This window comes from Mucilaginibacter pocheonensis, from assembly GCF_031456535.1.
Lineage (GTDB): Bacteria > Bacteroidota > Bacteroidia > Sphingobacteriales > Sphingobacteriaceae > Mucilaginibacter > Mucilaginibacter pocheonensis.
This window is the reverse complement of record NZ_JAVDUU010000004.1, coordinates 992,499-1,010,059: the sequence shown is the minus strand read 5'-3', so window position 1 is coordinate 1,010,059 and position 17,561 is coordinate 992,499. Positions and strand designations below refer to the sequence as shown.

The window sequence follows — 17,561 nt, the reverse complement described above, 5'->3', positions numbered from 1 at the left end:
AACATAACCTAACGGCGGGAGACATATCAGATATTTAATTACTTAACGGGCTTTTAAATATATAACCCCAGGACCAATGTCCCGGGGTTATATCAGCCTAAGAATTAGTAAGTTTAGTAACCTGGGTTTTGCACCAGTTTTTTATTCTTGTCAATTTCGGCCTGTGGTATTGGCATCCAGTTTTGCCGCTCAAAGTAAGTATTGGTAAATATTTTTACCGGTGTATACTTCAATCCAGCGCCATCGGCCTCTATCTTCATGCCATATTCCGGAGAGGTAAGCACGCCGTTTGCGCCAGTAGTTATCTTCCATCTGCGTATATCAAACCATCGTTTATCCTCAAACGCCAGCTCAATGCGCCTTTCACGACGGATGTATACACGCATTTCATCTTTGGTTAAGCCCGGTTTTACAGCAGGTAATGATGAACGCGCCCTTACCTTATTAACTGCGTCGTAAACTGATGCATCAGGTCCTACAGCTTCATTTTGCGCTTCTGCATAACTTAATAACACCTCCGCGTAACGGAAAATAATGTAGTTGGCAAAGCTTGGCGCCAGGTTGATACTCGTTTGCCCCGTAATACTTTCATCGAGTGTTTTACGAGCGTAATAACCAGTATTAGTTATATCGCTTGAGGAGCCAAGGTCTATCTGGTTACTGCCGCCTATTCGCGTTTTTATTATATCACCCTGCCATGGAGCACCATCATACAAAATTGACTGATAAAAACGCTGCTCGCGGTGTACATACGGTTTTTGAGAGTCATATCCCGAGGCAGGGTCCGCAATGGGGAGGCCATTATCCATCGAATAATCATCAATTAGGCCTTGTGTAGGTGCAAGATTACCCCATGACTGTTGAACACCGCTTACGTATACCGGCCCCAGATAGCCTTCCCGGTGACTGCCTTTTGCAGGTCCGGTAGCATAGCCACGGGCAAAAATTGTTTCCACATTCCAGTTGTTTGCTGATAGAAACTGATCGGCATAGGAGGTAGGTGAGGCGTTGAACAGGCTATAGGTTCCCATGTCCATCACCGATTTGTTGGTAGCTGCCGCCTTACTCCATTTAGCTGCATCATTTGCAGTATTCACTAGCGGACTGGCTGCAAAAAGTTCAACCCAGCCTTTAAGTGTTAATGCGGCACCTTTGGTAGCTCTTCCCGTTTGCGCTGCTTTTGCAGGTAAAACTGCAGCAGCGGCGTCACAATCTGCTTCAATAAAAGCAACCGTTTCGTCAATAGTGGCCCTGGCAGTAAAAATGTCACTTCCGTTACGGTTATCAAGCGGGATGGTAATAATAGGAACGCCTCCGTAAGCTGTAAATAATAGTGAATAAAAGTAAGCCCTCATGTAAGTAACCTCCGCAACGCGCTGTTTGTACCAATCGTCGGTATACTTTGCTTTATTTAAAGCTGCCTGCTGCAGGAAGACATTACATTTTCTTATTTTTCCGTAGTTACCTTCCCAGTTCCACATGCCACCCGGCCCTGTAGGCACATTGCTTGGCCCAATTGAGCCGGCCCTTACGGTAGCTTGTCCGTTTTCCCAGGCTGCCCCACAGAAACTGTTATCAGCATATTGTTCTGTTAGCTGATAATCATTGTTAACATCAGGCAGCTGATTATAAATGTCATTTATAAAAAGGTCTGCATTACCTTGCGAACTGAATGTTGCTACATCGGTTAGAAACGCCTTGTTAGTAACATTTAAAGAATCGTCTTTTTTACATCCACCAATACTTACAACAAGCAAAGCAAGTAAAAAAAGCTGTCTGTATTTTATAAAAGTCTGTTTCATCGCTTTCTTATTTTTAGTTAAAATGTTGCATTTAAACCCAATGAAAATACACGCTGTTGATAGTAATTGGTGTTGTTTCCTGTATTTTCGGGGTCAATGATCTCCTTTACGTGTGGTAAATGGTTAATGACGTTTTGCCCGGCAACATATATCCTTATCGATTGGATCTTATTTCGCAACAGCTTATTCGATAGGGTGTAACCAACTTCAAAACTTTTTAACCTGATGTAGGAATCATTCCTGACGAACCACGATGAGGTTTGCGTATTATTTGATGTTGGCGTACCAGTAACCCTTGGATATAAGGCATTAGGAGTAGCCGGTGTCCAGTGATCATCATATACCAGTTGAGAAGCCGAACCAGATGCATTGAAAGGAAAAGCGAAATAATTACTGATAACAATGTTGCTGTTACCCGAACCCTGAAACAAGACATCAAGATCAAAGTTTTTAAACGTCAGTCTTGGCTCTAAACCATAGATGATCTCTGGTGTATTTGGGTGTCCTATTACGGTTTGATCATTTGCGTCAATTTTGCCATCTGGTGTTCCATTAGGTCCGCTTAAATCGGCATATTCAATATCTCCTGCTTTAACCGGCCCGAAAGACGGAACAGGTAAACCGGCTTTAAGTGATCCATCTGAATTAAAATCTGTAGCTTTAAAATAGCCTAAGGCCTGGTATCCAAATATAGTATTTAATGGCCGGCCTGTTACTCTCCTGTTAGGGTTGTTAGCCGTTGCACTGGTTTCGAAAACTTGTAGTTGCTTGTTTCTGGCAAAGGTAAAGGTGCCGGTAACATCTAATCTGAGGTCTTTTGAAAAGCTATGGGAACTTTGTAATGTCAGGTCGATACCATGGTTACTCATGACACCGCCGTTTACAAGCCCCAGACCAAGGCCGTATTCTCCAGGTAATGTATTTTGGACCTCCACAAGCATATTTGCTCTTTTTTCATAAAAGTAGTCGGCTTCGATGCTCAATAAACCCTTCCATAACGTAGCTTCAAATCCAACATCGGTTTTTGTCGCCTTTTCCCAGCCAATATTGGGGTTGCCCTGCAAATCTTCATAGATGCCCTGTGTTGCACTGCCGTTAAGAACAGCAGAATTAGACACTGGATTATAAGGGCTCAGATACTGATAAGTTCGAATAGTATTACTTTTTCTTGGGTACGCTCCAGATTTTCCCCATGATGCCCTAAGCTTTAAGTTGTCAATCCAAGTGATATTATCTTTAATGAATTTTTCTTCAGACAGCCGCCAGCCGGCTGAAAATGCAGGAAAAAAACCGTACCGACGACCGGGGGCGAATAAATAACTTCCGTCATACCTACCGGCAGCTTCAAACAGGTACTTTTTATCATATGTGTAACCTAACCTGTAAACATAGCCAATTTGTTTTTGACCTGAGGAGAGACCATTGTTGGTTGCGTCTGCCGCCGCCGGGCCGCCAAAGTCCAGTTCATCAATGTCAAGGTTGTAGTTATATTTAGTAGCTCCAAATCTTTGATACTTTACCCTACGGCTTTCAAAAACACCCAAAGCGGTAATATCGCTTTTACCAAATGATCCGGAATAGGATAACAATCCTTGAACAGTCAAGGAATGGTTTTGGCTGTAATTCTCTGAAAACGTAGCTTTGGAATTTCCCTGTATTCCTGCTTTATAGGTATAGGGAGTAGTAGTTACATCAACATTATAAAAAGGTATCGGGGTAGTATAGGTACGCTGGAATGAAGTTATGTTTCCAGTAAATAATGGATCGGGCCCATTATCATAGCTGAGCACACCTTTCAAGCTTAAGCCTTTGATCGGAAGTTTTTGATCAACAGTAAACTGTGATAATACGGCAGTATTTTCATTGAATTGATAACCGCTATGATAAATTTCACCAATAAGCGATTGACCGATATAACCAGACCATAACCCATTACTGTAGTAAATAGGTGTTGTTGGAGCCTGGCGCTGGGCCTGTCCAATAATGGTTCCTGCACTTTGTGACGGAAAATGCTGATCCTCTACATAACTGTTAACAGAGAGTGACACCGTTGTAGATTTGGTAGCGTTTGCAGTCAAGCTCAACGAACCATTATATTTATCAAGGTACGTTGTGCTCCACATTCCATCCTGATGAGTATACCCCAAGGCCGCGAAATACTTGATATCATCTGTTCCGCCGGCAAGTGTCACATTATGATAAGTGATCGGTCGGTTCTTTTGAATAATTTGTTGTAATGGATGTCCATCTGGGTGCCCATCAGGATCAGAGTGGTCCTTGAACTTCTGGATGTCATCTGCAGTGTATGCCGGAGGTTGGCCATCGTTGGCGTTAGCTTCATTACGCAATAGTGCATATTCATATGAGCCGACAAATGTTGGTACCTTGGTTGGGTTTTGGATACCATAGTAGCCGTTATAAGTTAACGTCGGTTTGCCTGATTTACCTTTTTTGGTGGTAACCAAAATTACACCATTTGCGCCAGCCACACCATAAGGGGCAACGGCGGCGGCATCTTTTAATACCGAAATATTTTCAATTGTATTCGGATCAAGACGGCTGAAATCGCGCGGTACACCATCAACAATGAGCAGCGGTGAACTACCACCGGTAGAACCAATACCCCTGATCAGGATATTAGAACCGTCAAAGCCCGGCTCGCCACTTCCCTGGGTAATAATTAAACCCGAGGCGCGCCCAACAAGGCTATTGGTTAAATTAACTACCGGTTTTTTGGCAATTTCGGTAGTTTGAATTGTGGATACCGCTGCGGTTGAAGATGTTTTCTTTTGTGTGCCGTAACCCACAACGATAACCTCATTCAGGTTTTTTGCATTCACCTGCAAGCGGATAGTTACTGAGGTTTGTCCGTTAAGTGGAAACTCAGTTTGTTCATAGCCTATATAGGTGATTACCAATACGGCATTAGGGTCGGCGTTAAGCGTGAAATTACCATTAATGTCGGTAACTGTACCTATAGTTGATCCTTTGATCTTCACAGATGCGCCTATAACAGTTTCACCTGTTGTTTTGTCAATTACCTTGCCTTTAATGGGAGCAGGCTTATTAGCTGTGTTTGATGGCTTAAGCCTGCTAAATGAGTTAAAGTCGCTTGCTGCATGAGTTGTCGTTTGAACAATTATCAGCATGATCAATGATAAGGCAACTGATCGGGATATTTTTCTCAAAAATATTTTATTAAGTAAAAAATATTGCATAGTTGGGTTTGATTAAAAATTAAACTGAGCATTAATTAATGCATTTGGATCCTGGTCCGTTTTCTTTTTATTTTTTTATATCTCCATAGGCTTTTTCGTTTAGGTTTATATTAAGTTAACTGGTGGTTGGTAATAAGTGTTAAAGTAACAATTTAAGTTTTGGACGCACTTAAGGCATCTATATCAAAGAACGCAAGTTGTTTTTCTTACTACATCGGTTTAAGCAATATAGCTTTGGTTCTCGATGAACATATAGACTATATTATCTTCGGTAGTTAGGAATTAACTTTTAATAAAAATTGCACAAATAGGTTGTTCGAGTATTTGCAGTGATCAAAGCATGCAGATCGCTACTAACAGGTTGTCTAATTAACTGTAATTTTTGTTAAAATAAGGGGGGTAAAGCTGGAAAATAAGGGGGATAAAATATAAAAAATTCTTGTTTTTAGCCCGAAATCATATGCGTGTTTGATCTGCAGTGGCTATTATCGTTTTGATATTTTTATACAATGTGCGGATAACTTATCCCGATGACTGATGATTTCAAATTGCTTTGGTCACTGATTTTTTACTTGCGATTATGAATTACCCCCTTAAATAGTGTGCTTTGTCCCCTTCTTGTCTAATTTTATTATCGCAATTTTGGGAAACCATCGGTTTAAACCTGTTCAAGGCTTTTACAAGGGCATACCGTATTTAATTACCATCCTTTAGGTGGTACAGAAGAGGTAAACTGCTAAAAAGCTGAACAATTTCCTTGAAGAGTGAAAGCCATCTGGTTGAGTTAGAAGGATTGAGATCGTGAACCTTGAAAAATATGCGCATGATCCGCAAACTAATAAGGGTGATAAGCCGGTTAACAGCAGAAAAACGTATTCCCCCGGCAATAAATTAATACAGATAAAAAAAATATTAGTAGTTTGATTGCCGTTTACTTATAATTGATAAAAATGATGTTAAAGTTTTCCCTAACCCTTTTCTTTTGTGTGTCCTTTTTGCTGGCATTCAAATATTACATGAACACCACAAGTCGTGAGCCAGCTACGGCTAAATCGGTTGCTTCTCCTTTAAAACAAAGGCACGGTTCAGACACTAATCCGGGTGATTCCCTTCATTGGCCCGCCGAGTTAACCATTACCAAGTTTACCGGGCCTGATCTTACACCAAGTCCGGCTTGTATTGCGACGGCTGCCACCGGCGAAGTATTTGTTGGCGTTGATATGATGGGCTCTTTGGGTAAAGATCCTGGAAAAGGACGCATACTAAAGCTTATTGATAGCGATAATGATGGTAAGTTAGACAAGCATACCGAGTTTGCAGAAGTTGATAACCCCCGCGGCATACTCATCATGGGCGATCAGGTTTTTGTACTGCATACCGTATTTTCTAAAGAAACAGGTAAAGCGACGGGGATGACCCTCGAAGTTTTTGAAGATAAAAACCATGATGGGGTGGCCGATGGACCAGCCCAGCCACTTATTGAACACTTGAGCAATACACATATGTTAGTGGAACGGGGAACAGACCATGCTACTAATGGTATCCGTATGGGGATTGACGGATGGATCTACATAGCCGTGGGCGACTTTGGCTTTCATAATGCAACTGACCGTGATGGTAAAAAGCTTACCATGCTTGGCGGAGGTATTATCAGAGTGCGGCCAAATGGCAGGGAAATGGAGATTTATACACATGGCACACGTAATATTTACGATGTTGCGATTGATCCGTACATGAATATATTTACCCGCGATAACACCAATGACGGGGGCGGCTGGAACATACGCTTTTCGCATCATATCCAATCCGGCGAATATGGTTATCCGCTGCTTTTTCAGCATTTTACAGATGAAATTTTACCAGCGCTGGTTGATTTGGGTGGTGGTTCAGGTACAGGATCATTATTTATGGACGAACCGACCTGGCCCGGGAAATACAACCATGTACCTATGACTGCCGACTGGGGACGGAGTGAATTATATATTAACAGGGTGAAACCCGATGGCGCCAGCTTTCAGCAAAGCGAGGAACCATTTATTGAATTACCTCAGATTACTGATCTTGACGTGGATGGTTCCGGAAGGCTTTATCTGTCGGCCTGGGATGGTGCAGGTTATTCGGGCAGCCCTTCTAAAGGGTATGTGATCAGGGCTGTGCCCAACAACTGGACATACAAGGCCTTCCCTGATGTTAAGGCTATGTCGGTAACTGAATTAGCAAATATGTTGAAATCTGAAAGCGCCGTGGCAAGGTTAAACGCGTCACAGGAACTTATTACCAGGCCAACAGAGGAAGGGAGCAAAGCCGCCTTAGCAATTACGTCAGACACCGGTGCACCATTGTATGCACGCGTGGCAGGCCTTTTTACCTATGCACAAATTGCCCGGGAAAACGGAACAGCCGCGTTGGTGCAGCTTACGCATGACGATGCCCTAAGAGAATTTGCACTACGTGAACTAACCGATAGAAAAGCCGGAATAGCGCAGGTACCTGTTGAACCTTTTTTAAATGGGTTAAAAGATCCCTCGCCAAGGGTGCAAGCTGCGGCAATTATAGGGTTGGGCCGCCTCGGCCATGTGGAAGCAGCTCCTGAGTTATTGAAAATACATGTGCCTGCAACCTTCGCAGCACCGGCTAAAAATACAGAAGGGCCACACGCCACACCTAATGCAGCCATCATTCCGGCACATTTAGCCGTACGCGCATTGGTAAGTTTGCATGCGGTAGATGCATGCGTGAGCACGGTAGGAACAACAAATTCAACACTGGCTTTATGGGCATTGCGTTATATGTACGATGCTAAAGCCGTAAATGGCCTCATAGCCGTTTATCCTAAGATCAAAGACGAAAAAACAAAAAAACAAATATTGGTAACCCTGGCACGCCTTTACAAACAGGAAGCACCGTATGACGCATCGTGGTGGTGGGGAACGCGGCCCGATTCACATGGTCCTATTTATAAAGGCATACTTTGGGAATCCTCACCGCGGATTGAAAAATTCCTGAAGGCTGAGCGACAGAAAGCAGGGGTAAAGGACAAACAGTTTTTTGCTGATCTGAATGAACGCCATCAAATGGGTATTGCAGCATTTGGCGGAGAAGAAAAAAGTGTTGCAACAAAAGAGGTTAAGGTAGATCTTGCCAAGATCCGTAATAAAAAAGGGCAGATTGGTAGTTCATCTATTGAAGACATTATGCTGATGCTCGCCAAAATTAAAGGTGATCCAACAAAAGGGAAGGCCCTTTTTGCTCGTCAGGGATGTATTGCATGCCACAGCCTTAACAGGGGCGAAAAGTTAAAGGGGCCGTTTATGGGACAGATTGGATCTATCATGAACCGTCAACAAATAGCCGAATCTGTATTAAAGCCAAGCGCCTCTATTTCGCAGGGATTTGCCACAGTAATGATAACAGCCAAAGGCAATAAAAGCTATATGGGATTTATTACTGAAGAATCTGCCCAGAAAATTGTGATGAGAAACATATCAGGAGATGTATTTACCATTAAGGCCAGTGATGTGCTCAGCCGTAAAGAATTAAAAACATCAATGATGCCAACAGGCCTCGCCAGTGCGTTGTCTTATGATGAATTTGCATCGCTGGTAACGTTCCTGTCCCGACAAAAAAATTAGTAGCTATTTTTAATATTTTACGCTTTAAGATTTTTGATATATAATAAAAGTGGGCCTTTGTGGCCCACTTTTATTATATAGTATAGTAGACGACGTTATTAAGCTATATCAAACCTATCCAGGTTCATAACTTTGTCCCAGGCTGCAACAAAATCTTTAACAAATTTGTCGTTGCTATCAGCACTTCCATATACTTCAGCAATTGCTCTTAGCTCTGCATGGGAACCCAATACCAGATCGGCACGGGTAGCAGTCCACTTAAGTTCGCCGGTTTTGCGGTCACTGCCTTCAAATAGTTCCCGATCTTCACTCACGGCTTTCCATGCAGTGTTCATGTCCAGCAAATTGATGAAGAAGTCGTTCGTGAGATGACCGGCACGAGTGGTTAAAATGCCATGCGCCGAACCATCATAGTTAGCATTCAAGGCACGCATGCCGCCTATTAATACGGTTAATTCAGGCGCGGTAAGGGTTAATAAATTAGCCTTATCTATCAGCAATTCTTCCGTACGCACCCTGGCTTTGGAGTTGCGGAAGTTGCGGAAGCCGTCAGCAACCGGTTCAAGGTATTGAAAAGAATCGACATCTGTTTGCTCCTGTGAGGCATCCATGCGACCGGGTGTAAATGGAACAACAATATCTTGGTCGGCATCTTTAGCCGCTTTTTCTACAGCGGCACAGCCTGCCAGTACGATCAGGTCGGCCAGCGAAACTTTCTTGCCGTCATTCTGGGCTTCGTTAAATTCTTTTTGAATAGTTTCTAATCCACTTAACACTTGATTTAACTGCGTAGGGTTGTTGGCTTGCCAGTAGCGTTGCGGGGCCAGGCGGATACGTGCACCGTTGGCACCTCCCCGTTTGTCACCGCCCCTGAAAGTAGAAGCAGAAGCCCAGGCGGTTGATACGAGTTGAGAAACAGTTAGGCCTGAGCTCAGTATTTTTGCTTTCAAATCCGCGATGTCCTGATCATTGATCAAAGGATGATCTACGGCAGGGATAAGGTCTTGCCAAATCAGCTCTTCTGTCGGAATATCGCTGCCCAAATAGCGCGCACGCGGACCCATGTCACGGTGGGTCAGTTTAAACCAGGCACGGGCAAAAGCGTCTGCAAACTCATCCGGGTTTTCATAAAAACGCCTGGAGATTTTTCCATACGCCGGATCGAACCTTAAAGCAAGGTCGGTCGTCAACATCGCAGGCCGATGTTTTTTTGTGCCGTCATAAGCATCTGGAATCACGTTTTCTGCATTTTTGGCTACCCATTGATGCGCGCCAGCGGGGCTTTTGGTGAGTTCCCACTCGTAAGCGAACAGGTGATCAAAAAAATCATTACTCCATTGGGTAGGTGTTTTGGTCCAGGTTACCTCGAGGCCACTGGTAATGGTATCAGCGCCTTTACCGCTGCCATAACTATTACTCCAGCCAAAGCCTTGCTGTTCTAAACCTGCTGCTTCGGGTTCTTTGCCAACATGATCGGCCGAGGCAGCACCATGTGTTTTACCAAAACTGTGGCCGCCCGCTATCAGGGCTACCGTCTCCTCGTCATTCATGGCCATACGACCGAAAGTGTCGCGAATGTCCTTAGCGGCCATAACCGGGTCAGGATTACCGTCCGGTCCCTCCGGATTTACATATATTAACCCCATTTGCACCGCAGCAAGTGGTTTTTCCAGATTACGAGAATGGATATCCCCATCTGCATCATCATCTGACACCAATACGCCGTGATTCTCTACTACGCCTCCGGAACCATGCGCATAACGAACTTCGTCACCCAGCCAGGTTTTTTCAGCTCCCCAATAAACTGATTCATCCGCTTCCCAAACATCTTCACGGCCGCCGGCAAAGCCGAATGTTTTAAAGCCCATGGATTCCAACGCTATGTTACCGGTAAGCACAATCAGGTCGGCCCAGGAAATTTTGTTGCCATATTTTTGTTTTATTGGCCATAGCAACCGGCGTGCCTTGTCCAGGCTCACATTGTCGGGCCAACTGTTAAGCGGGGCAAAACGTTGCTGTCCCTGGCCGGCACCGCCACGGCCATCAGTTATACGGTAAGTACCCGCGCTGTGCCACGCCATGCGGATGAACAGGCCGCCATAGTGACCAAAGTCAGCCGGCCACCAGTCCTGTGAATCAGTCATTAGCTCGTGCAGGTCTCTTTTTACAGCCTCCAGGTCAAGGCTTTTAAAAGCTGCCGCATAATTAAAGCCTTTATCCATAGGGTTGGTCGCTGCAGTATGCTGGCGCAGAATGTTCAGTTTAAGCTGATCGGGCCACCAGTCACGGTTCCTGGTGCCGGCACCGGCAACATTACTTTTCATGCTTCCATTATGAAACGGGCATTTGTTGATGTCATTCGAATTGTTTTCCATTGTTTAATCGGTTTGTTCAAATTTATGATAGTATATCGTATAGAAAAAATCAATTATTTTTATTCCCGTATAGATTTCGTCTATAATATTGTTATTTACATACCTTATAAATTAGAGGAATTGTAGCTCGTTTGTATCCCAGACCTCATTTTGCTCAATTACAGCAGGAATTTATGAAGATAAAAAAAGATAAATGGGGCGGCATATATGTGGTTTTTTTGCTTTTCGGAGAAGGATCCCCGGTCACCACGCAAGGCAAGCTTGCTTTATCTTTGGTTTCGCCACAGCGCGGATATGGTCAAGCTCGCAGCCTTCTATTATGCTTTCTCATTCTCATCGCTTTCTAAATGTGGCGGAATCAATTTATACATCACTGGTGTTACAATCCTCGACAGTATCGTTGAACTGATCAGGCCACCTATTAATACAATGGCTAATGGTGCTATTAACGGATTCGGGTTCAGGGCTATTGGAAGCAAACCGCAAATGGCAGTGATGGATGTCAATACCACCGGCAGGAAGCGGGTTTCGCCTGCCATTGTAATCGCTTCATCTATGCTGTGGCCTTCCGCACGCAGTTGGTTGGTAAAATCTACCAACAGCAGCGAATTTTTAACCTGTATGCCCGACAGACCTATAAAACCAATAATAGAGACTAATGACATCGGATTGCCTGTGAAAAGTAAGAGTACTACGCCACCCAATATGCCCAGAGGAATGATTGACAGTACGATGATGATCCCTTTAAACGTTTTGAACTGCAACAACAGCACGCCGACGAAAAGAAAGGTGCTTAGTATGATTACAGAAAGAAAGTTGCCACCTAATGCATCGCCTTCAGATTCTGCTTCGCCGGATAGTTTGTAATAATAGCCCGGCGGCATTTTCAATTTATTCAGTTCAGGAACGACCTCTTTCAGGATATCGTTGGCCAGTATATGCTCTTTGGTTAGGGAAGTAACTTTTACAAAGCGTGATTTATTGAAATGGTTAATTGCCGTAGGTGATGTTTCAAACGAAATAGTGGCGATCTGGTCAACCAGTACCGGCGTGCCCTGTATGTTGTTTACGTACAGGTTTTTTAAAGCATCGAGGTTAGAGAACTTATTCCTGGGCAGAGTGATCACAACATTACGCGAATCGCCCCTGTCGTCTATATAGTCACCCACGTTTAGTCCCGCAACGGCCATCCTTACCACTTTATCCACGTCGCTGGTAAGCACACCTAAAGTGCGGGCCTTCTCTTTGTCAATTTTTATTTTGACATCCGACTTATAGGTGTTCAGCTCATTATTAATGTAAAACGTGCCTGGATTTTTTTTCAGGATCTCCTCTGCGTTAAAGGAAAGCTTACGTAAGGTGTCCTGATCTTCGCCAAATATCCTTACCACGATATTGGCTTCAATCGGCGTGCCCTGCTCAAAATCTTTTACTTCGATCCTTGCATAGGGGAAATCGTTGAATTTCTTTCTGAGTTGTTTGATCAGGTCAGTTTTTTGACCCGGGCTTGCCTCTTCGTCCAATTGCACAAATACCTGTGCAAAGTCAGGCTTTACATCCTGCTGGTGCACATTGTAATAGATCTGTGGATTGCCTTTGCCCACGTTAGAGGTATAATAAACGATCTCCTTGTGTTTCTTCAGTTCACCTTCTACCAGCCTGGTCACCCGGTCGCTTTCGGGGATATCCGCCTGGAGGGGCAGTTTGATATTGATCAGGAACATCGGCTTTTCAGAGGTAGGGAAAAGCTTAAACCCGGTTTGCGTAAATAAGAAAAAGGCAAGTCCGCTTAAAGCCAATGAGATGCCAATAGTTGTTTTGGGCCACTTTAAGGCAAGTGGCATCACGCGGGCATAAGACCTGGTCAGAAAGCGTTGCAGGTGCTTTAAAAAGAAGTTACCTTCGCCATGTGTATGGGTTTTGAGCATCCTGCTACCCAGGAAGGGAACAAGCGTCAAGGCCACGATCATAGATGCCAATACGCTGGTCATAACGGCCATCGGCAGGCTGCGGATAAATTCACCGGCCATATCGGGCAAAAAGGCAAGCGGCAAAAAGGCAATAACCAATGTAGCCGTACAGCCTATAACTGCTATCCCGATCTGTTGCGTGCCTTTCAGGATAGCATCCTTTCGCGAATGTCCCTCACGGAGCCACCGCTCAATGTTCTCAACCACCACGATACTGTCATCCACCAGCAGGCCCAGGGCTACCACAAGCCCAACGATACTAAGCTGATTTAAGGAATACCCCAATAAATTCATGGCAATGAGGCCCAGCGCCAGAGAAAGCGGTATAGAGATCATTACGATCAGGGATGCCCTGAATCCTAAAGGCAGCAAGGTAATGATCACTAAAACAATGGCTAATCCAAAATCAAAGCCCAGGTGGCCTAAACGCTCGGAAACCATGTTAGCCTGATCAAAGTTTTTGACAAGGCGGATGTTCTCCGGCAAGCTTTTGCCGAATTCATCCAGTACCGGTAAAAACTCTTGCTGTACACTGGCGATATTCACGTTGTCTTTCATGCCTGCTGTAACCAGTACACAACGGTGCCCGTTCAAGCGGGTGATGTGATCGGCAATACCATCTTTGTAGCTCACATTGGCTACATCCTTCAGATAAATGATCTTGCCGTTAGCATTGTAAATAACTGTATTGGCCACATCATCAACGTTTTTGAACTTGCCGCTGGTTTTTACGTTAAAGATCTTGCTGTCCAGGTTAATACTGCCGCCAGGAATATCCGCGGCTTCGCTTTGTAAACTACCTATCACCACATTAAGGGGTATTTTTAACTGGGCCAGTTTATCCAGTTGCATGTCGATACGGATCTCCTGCTCCGGCATTCCAAAATATTTGACATCCTTCAGGTTGGTGATCTTTTCCAGGCGTGTTTTAAGCATGTCAGCTTTGTCCCGTAGTAATTTACCGGAAGCATTGTCTGATACCAGGGCAACCTGCAATATCTTTACATCCGAAGAAGAAACTTTTTCCGTTTTGATCAGGTAAATATCTTTAGGAAGCTCGCTGTTTTTCAAAGCATTGATCTCCGTGGAGATCTCCTGGTACTTATTATCTACATCTACGCCATATTTAAATTTCGGCTGTATAACCGCCACACCGTCTTCAACTGTTGTCAATATCTTTTCAATATTTTCCAGTCCATAGATCTTGTTTTCGATGGGTTTTACCACCTGCTCTTCCATATCCTTCGGACTGGTACCGGGATAAATGACCGTAATGACGTATTGCGGCGGATGGGTGGTCGGATCTTCCGACCGCGGCATGGTAAACAGCGTTAAGACGCCGACTACAGCGACAAGCAAAAATATGATCAGCGTGAACTGGTAGTTCTTTACTGCGAAATTTGTGATTTTCATAACTGTAGCTTACTTGATGATTTTAATAATGGACTGTTCGTTGAGGTAGGCGCTGTTGGAAACCACGATCTGGTCTATACCTTCCAGTTTATCCTTGAGATAGACATTGTCGTTATCGAACTTCAGGATGGTAACCGGTACTCTTTTTACACGGGTCGCGCTAACGGTAGTGAACACGAAACCTTTATTGCCGTCAGCCTCCACCAATGAACCGTAGGGGATCACCATCACGCTTTCATCCTGGTGGGTAGCTATTTCGGCTTTACCAAACATGCCCACAGCAGGTTTTATACCATTTAACTTCAGCTTCAGCTCTACCTGGAACGATCCAAGCTCGCGATCTGCAGCCTGCGACTTGCGAAATACCACCGCATCAAATTGTTGGCCTGTGTATCCGTCAAGGGTTACTTTGGCTGTTTGTCCCGGTTTAATAATGGCCCACTCGCGGTCGGTCACCCCAACCTTTAGCGAATAACTGTTGTGTTGTTCGGTAGAATTGATGAGCAGCACCGGCACCCCTTCGGCAATCACTTCACCTTCGTTGGCTGTCTTCTTGCTCACAAAGCCGTCAGATGCGGCGTATATTTTTGAATAACGATCATTAAAGGCTACCGCTTCCCGGGCCTTTTGCGCAACGTCCAATGCAGTTTTAGTATTCTGTAATTGCTCTAAGGTGTAAACGCTGTCTTTGTAAAGGTTCACTGCACGGCTATAGTCGCGCTGTGCCTTCTCCACTCCGAGGCTTGACTGTGCCAGCCCCGCTGATATTTCTGTAGAATTGAGCGTAGCCAGCAATTGGCCTTTTCTAAAAAACTGGCCCTCCTGCACTAAGATGCGACTGATCACGCCGCCTATTTTAAAAGCATATTTGGCTTCATCTTCCGTGCTTACCAGGCCGGTAGCACTTATGTGGTCGGGAACTCCTAATACGGAAACCGAAGCTGTTTTAACCGGGATGATATCCGGTTCACCCATTGCATTTTGGTCCTGGTGTTTTTGTTTGCAGGAAGTCAGCAGGAATATGGTTGCTATTGCGATGCTGAGTAATTGAATTTTTTTCATTGTTATATATTTTTTTAAGGTATTCAAGAACCCTTCGGGATTTTTCATGATTTTGTCTTATTGAATAGTGAAACTGGCGTTAGCTCGTTCAATAGCCGTATAGGCTATCCAGGTGTCATAAAGGGCGATGTTGGCGTTAAGCTGCGCATCTATCCACTGGTTTTGGGCATCCAGCAGTTCAATGTAAATAGCCATTCCCTGTTTGTATAACTTCACCATGTCATTATAATAGGTTTGGCTGGTCTTCAACTGGGATTGTGCGGCGTCATATTGCGCGGTAGCGCTTTGCATAGCGGCCTGCCGTACTTTAAGCTCGGTAAGCAGTTGCTGCTGTACATAATCAGTTTGTGATGCTAAGGCCTCGCGGTCGGCAATTGTTTGTTTTACCCGGTAATTGTTTTTTCCCGATGAGAACAGGTTCCATTCGAGGGAGATACCAAATAAATAATACCGGCTTTGGCTGTTGAACTTCCAGTCGAAAGCCTGCGAGCCCAGGTCAATAAAGGTGCCTAACTTGGGGATAAGATAAGATTTGGCCATCCCGGTCAGGTTACCATTTATGTCTTTAGCGATCTTGAGCTTGGCTAATTCTTCCCTGCCGCTGATGCTATTCCCCAGTAGTTGGTCACGGGAGGGTAGTGCGGTAATATCATCTAAAAGGATGCTGTCGGTTAGGGGGCGATTGATCAGGAAGTTAAAATAGTAGCGGGCCGATTCCGCGGTTTTTTTTGCACCGGTGAGTGAAGCATTGATCCTGGATACTTCGTTCTGGCTTCTGAGTACAACAGTTCGGTTAACTTTACTGTTATCATACAGTTTGGTATTGATCCGTTGACCTTCTTGAACCAGGCGGAGTGAGGACTCATAGATCCCAGTAGCATAAACGGCTTTTGAGTAATTGTAATAGGCCGTTTTAATCTCTTTAACCAGCTCGCGTTTATAAAGCAGTACTTCTGTTTTTTGCAAATCTACCTGCTGAGCCTTTATCCGTTTATTATAAATTAACTCTGCATTCAAAATGGGGAGGGTTGTACGGAACTTGGCGTCATAAAAGTTATCAGGGTTGAGCAGAATGTGCTGGTTTTGCAGTTGCGGAAAGGCATTGCTGCCGGTCAATTTATTCAATGTGGAATAAACCCCGTTAAACAGGTCGCCTGTCGGAAAGTCTATCGTACGTCCGCCGTCAGCTTTGGTATAGGTGGTTGAAAAGGTAACGTCCGGTCCGAACATGTTTTTTGCTTCCTTAAGTGCATATACATTTTTTTCGAGCACAAAGCCCTGTTGCTTAATACTCTGATTGGAGCTGAGTCCCTCGCGGATGTAGTCATCCAACCGGCTTTGGGCTTTTACTGATGAGGTGGCCAATACGGCGACTGCCATCAGGGCAAAACCGTATTTTTTTTGGCTTTTAGTTTTCATTTTTGTACATCGTTATAAATTTAAACACTGTTCAATATATTTTCAAAAAAAAGGCTAACTTTTTTCAAGCAGTGCCACAAAACATTCGTAACCATTCTGCATCAGTTCTTCATTTGTTTTGTTTATAAAACTTGAAGTACGGTCTTTACAGAACAGCGCACAAATGCCGTGCATTGCAGAAAGGATCATAAAAGTTAAATCTTCTGTATCCATATTTTTAAATCTACCTTTTTCCTGGCATTCCTTAACCACATTCATTAAGTGATTAATCGCTTCCTGGGCGATCTGAAACCCACCCGACTGAGCACTTTTAGCAGGTTCGTCTACAATGAACATCAGGTTATAATAATCTTTATTATCCTGTGCAAATTGGATAAAAACACGCCCCTCAGCCTTTAAACGCTCAAAAGGGTCTGCCACTTTATCCAGCACTTTTAGCTGGTTGAGCAATAACTGAAACCCTTCCTTATGCAATTCCTGAAAAATCTCACTTTTATCTTTGAAATAAAAATAGAGCGAGCCAGGGCTGTAGTTGATTTCGTTAGCAATACTACGCATACTGGCTTGTTCATAGCCTTTTTCAAGGAATACCTTACGCGCACCGTTTAGTATGCGTTTATGCATTTCCTGCTTCTCTTCCAATTTTCGTTCTGCTATGCTCATTTTTTAA

The 17,561-nt window shown here is 44.1% G+C and carries 8 protein-coding genes; 1 reads left to right on the top strand and 7 read right to left on the bottom strand.

What is annotated here, in order from left to right; genetic code table 11:
• Nucleotides 1-113: 113 nt before the first annotated feature.
• Complete coding sequence (locus J2W55_RS22510; RefSeq protein WP_310101511.1) at nt 114-1,802, bottom strand: RagB/SusD family nutrient uptake outer membrane protein; 1,689 nt, start codon at nt 1,800-1,802, stop codon at nt 114-116.
• 17 nt (nt 1,803-1,819) lie between these two features.
• Complete coding sequence (locus J2W55_RS22505; RefSeq protein ID WP_310101508.1) at nt 1,820-5,020, bottom strand: SusC/RagA family TonB-linked outer membrane protein; 3,201 nt, start codon at nt 5,018-5,020, stop codon at nt 1,820-1,822.
• Between the two features lie 1,016 nt (nt 5,021-6,036).
• On the opposite strand from J2W55_RS22505, the gene J2W55_RS22500 reads away from it, so the two are divergent.
• Complete coding sequence (locus tag J2W55_RS22500) at nt 6,037-8,652, top strand: DUF7133 domain-containing protein (RefSeq protein ID WP_310101505.1); 2,616 nt, start codon at nt 6,037-6,039, stop codon at nt 8,650-8,652.
• A 98-nt stretch (nt 8,653-8,750) separates the two neighbouring features.
• Here the strand turns inward: J2W55_RS22500 and katG are convergent, their stop codons facing one another.
• From katG to J2W55_RS22475, 5 genes are all read right to left on the bottom strand, one after another.
• Nucleotides 8,751-11,027, bottom strand: a complete 2,277-nt coding sequence (gene katG / locus J2W55_RS22495) for a catalase/peroxidase HPI (protein ID WP_310101502.1) — start codon at nt 11,025-11,027, stop codon at nt 8,751-8,753.
• Between the two features lie 317 nt (nt 11,028-11,344).
• A complete protein-coding gene (locus J2W55_RS22490) occupies nt 11,345-14,410 on the bottom strand; it encodes an efflux RND transporter permease subunit (RefSeq protein WP_310101499.1) in 3,066 nt (1,021 codons plus the stop codon).
• Nucleotides 14,411-14,419: 9 nt separating this feature from the next.
• Nucleotides 14,420-15,472, bottom strand: coding sequence for an efflux RND transporter periplasmic adaptor subunit (locus J2W55_RS22485; RefSeq protein ID WP_310101496.1), 1,053 nt, complete (start codon nt 15,470-15,472; stop codon nt 14,420-14,422).
• Between the two features lie 57 nt (nt 15,473-15,529).
• A complete protein-coding gene (locus tag J2W55_RS22480; RefSeq protein WP_310101493.1) occupies nt 15,530-16,891 on the bottom strand; it encodes a TolC family protein in 1,362 nt (453 codons plus the stop codon).
• Between the two features lie 54 nt (nt 16,892-16,945).
• Nucleotides 16,946-17,554: a TetR/AcrR family transcriptional regulator gene (locus tag J2W55_RS22475; protein WP_310101491.1), complete on the bottom strand. Its 609-nt coding sequence runs from the start codon at nt 17,552-17,554 to the stop codon at nt 16,946-16,948.
• Between the last annotated feature and the right edge of the window lie 7 nt (nt 17,555-17,561).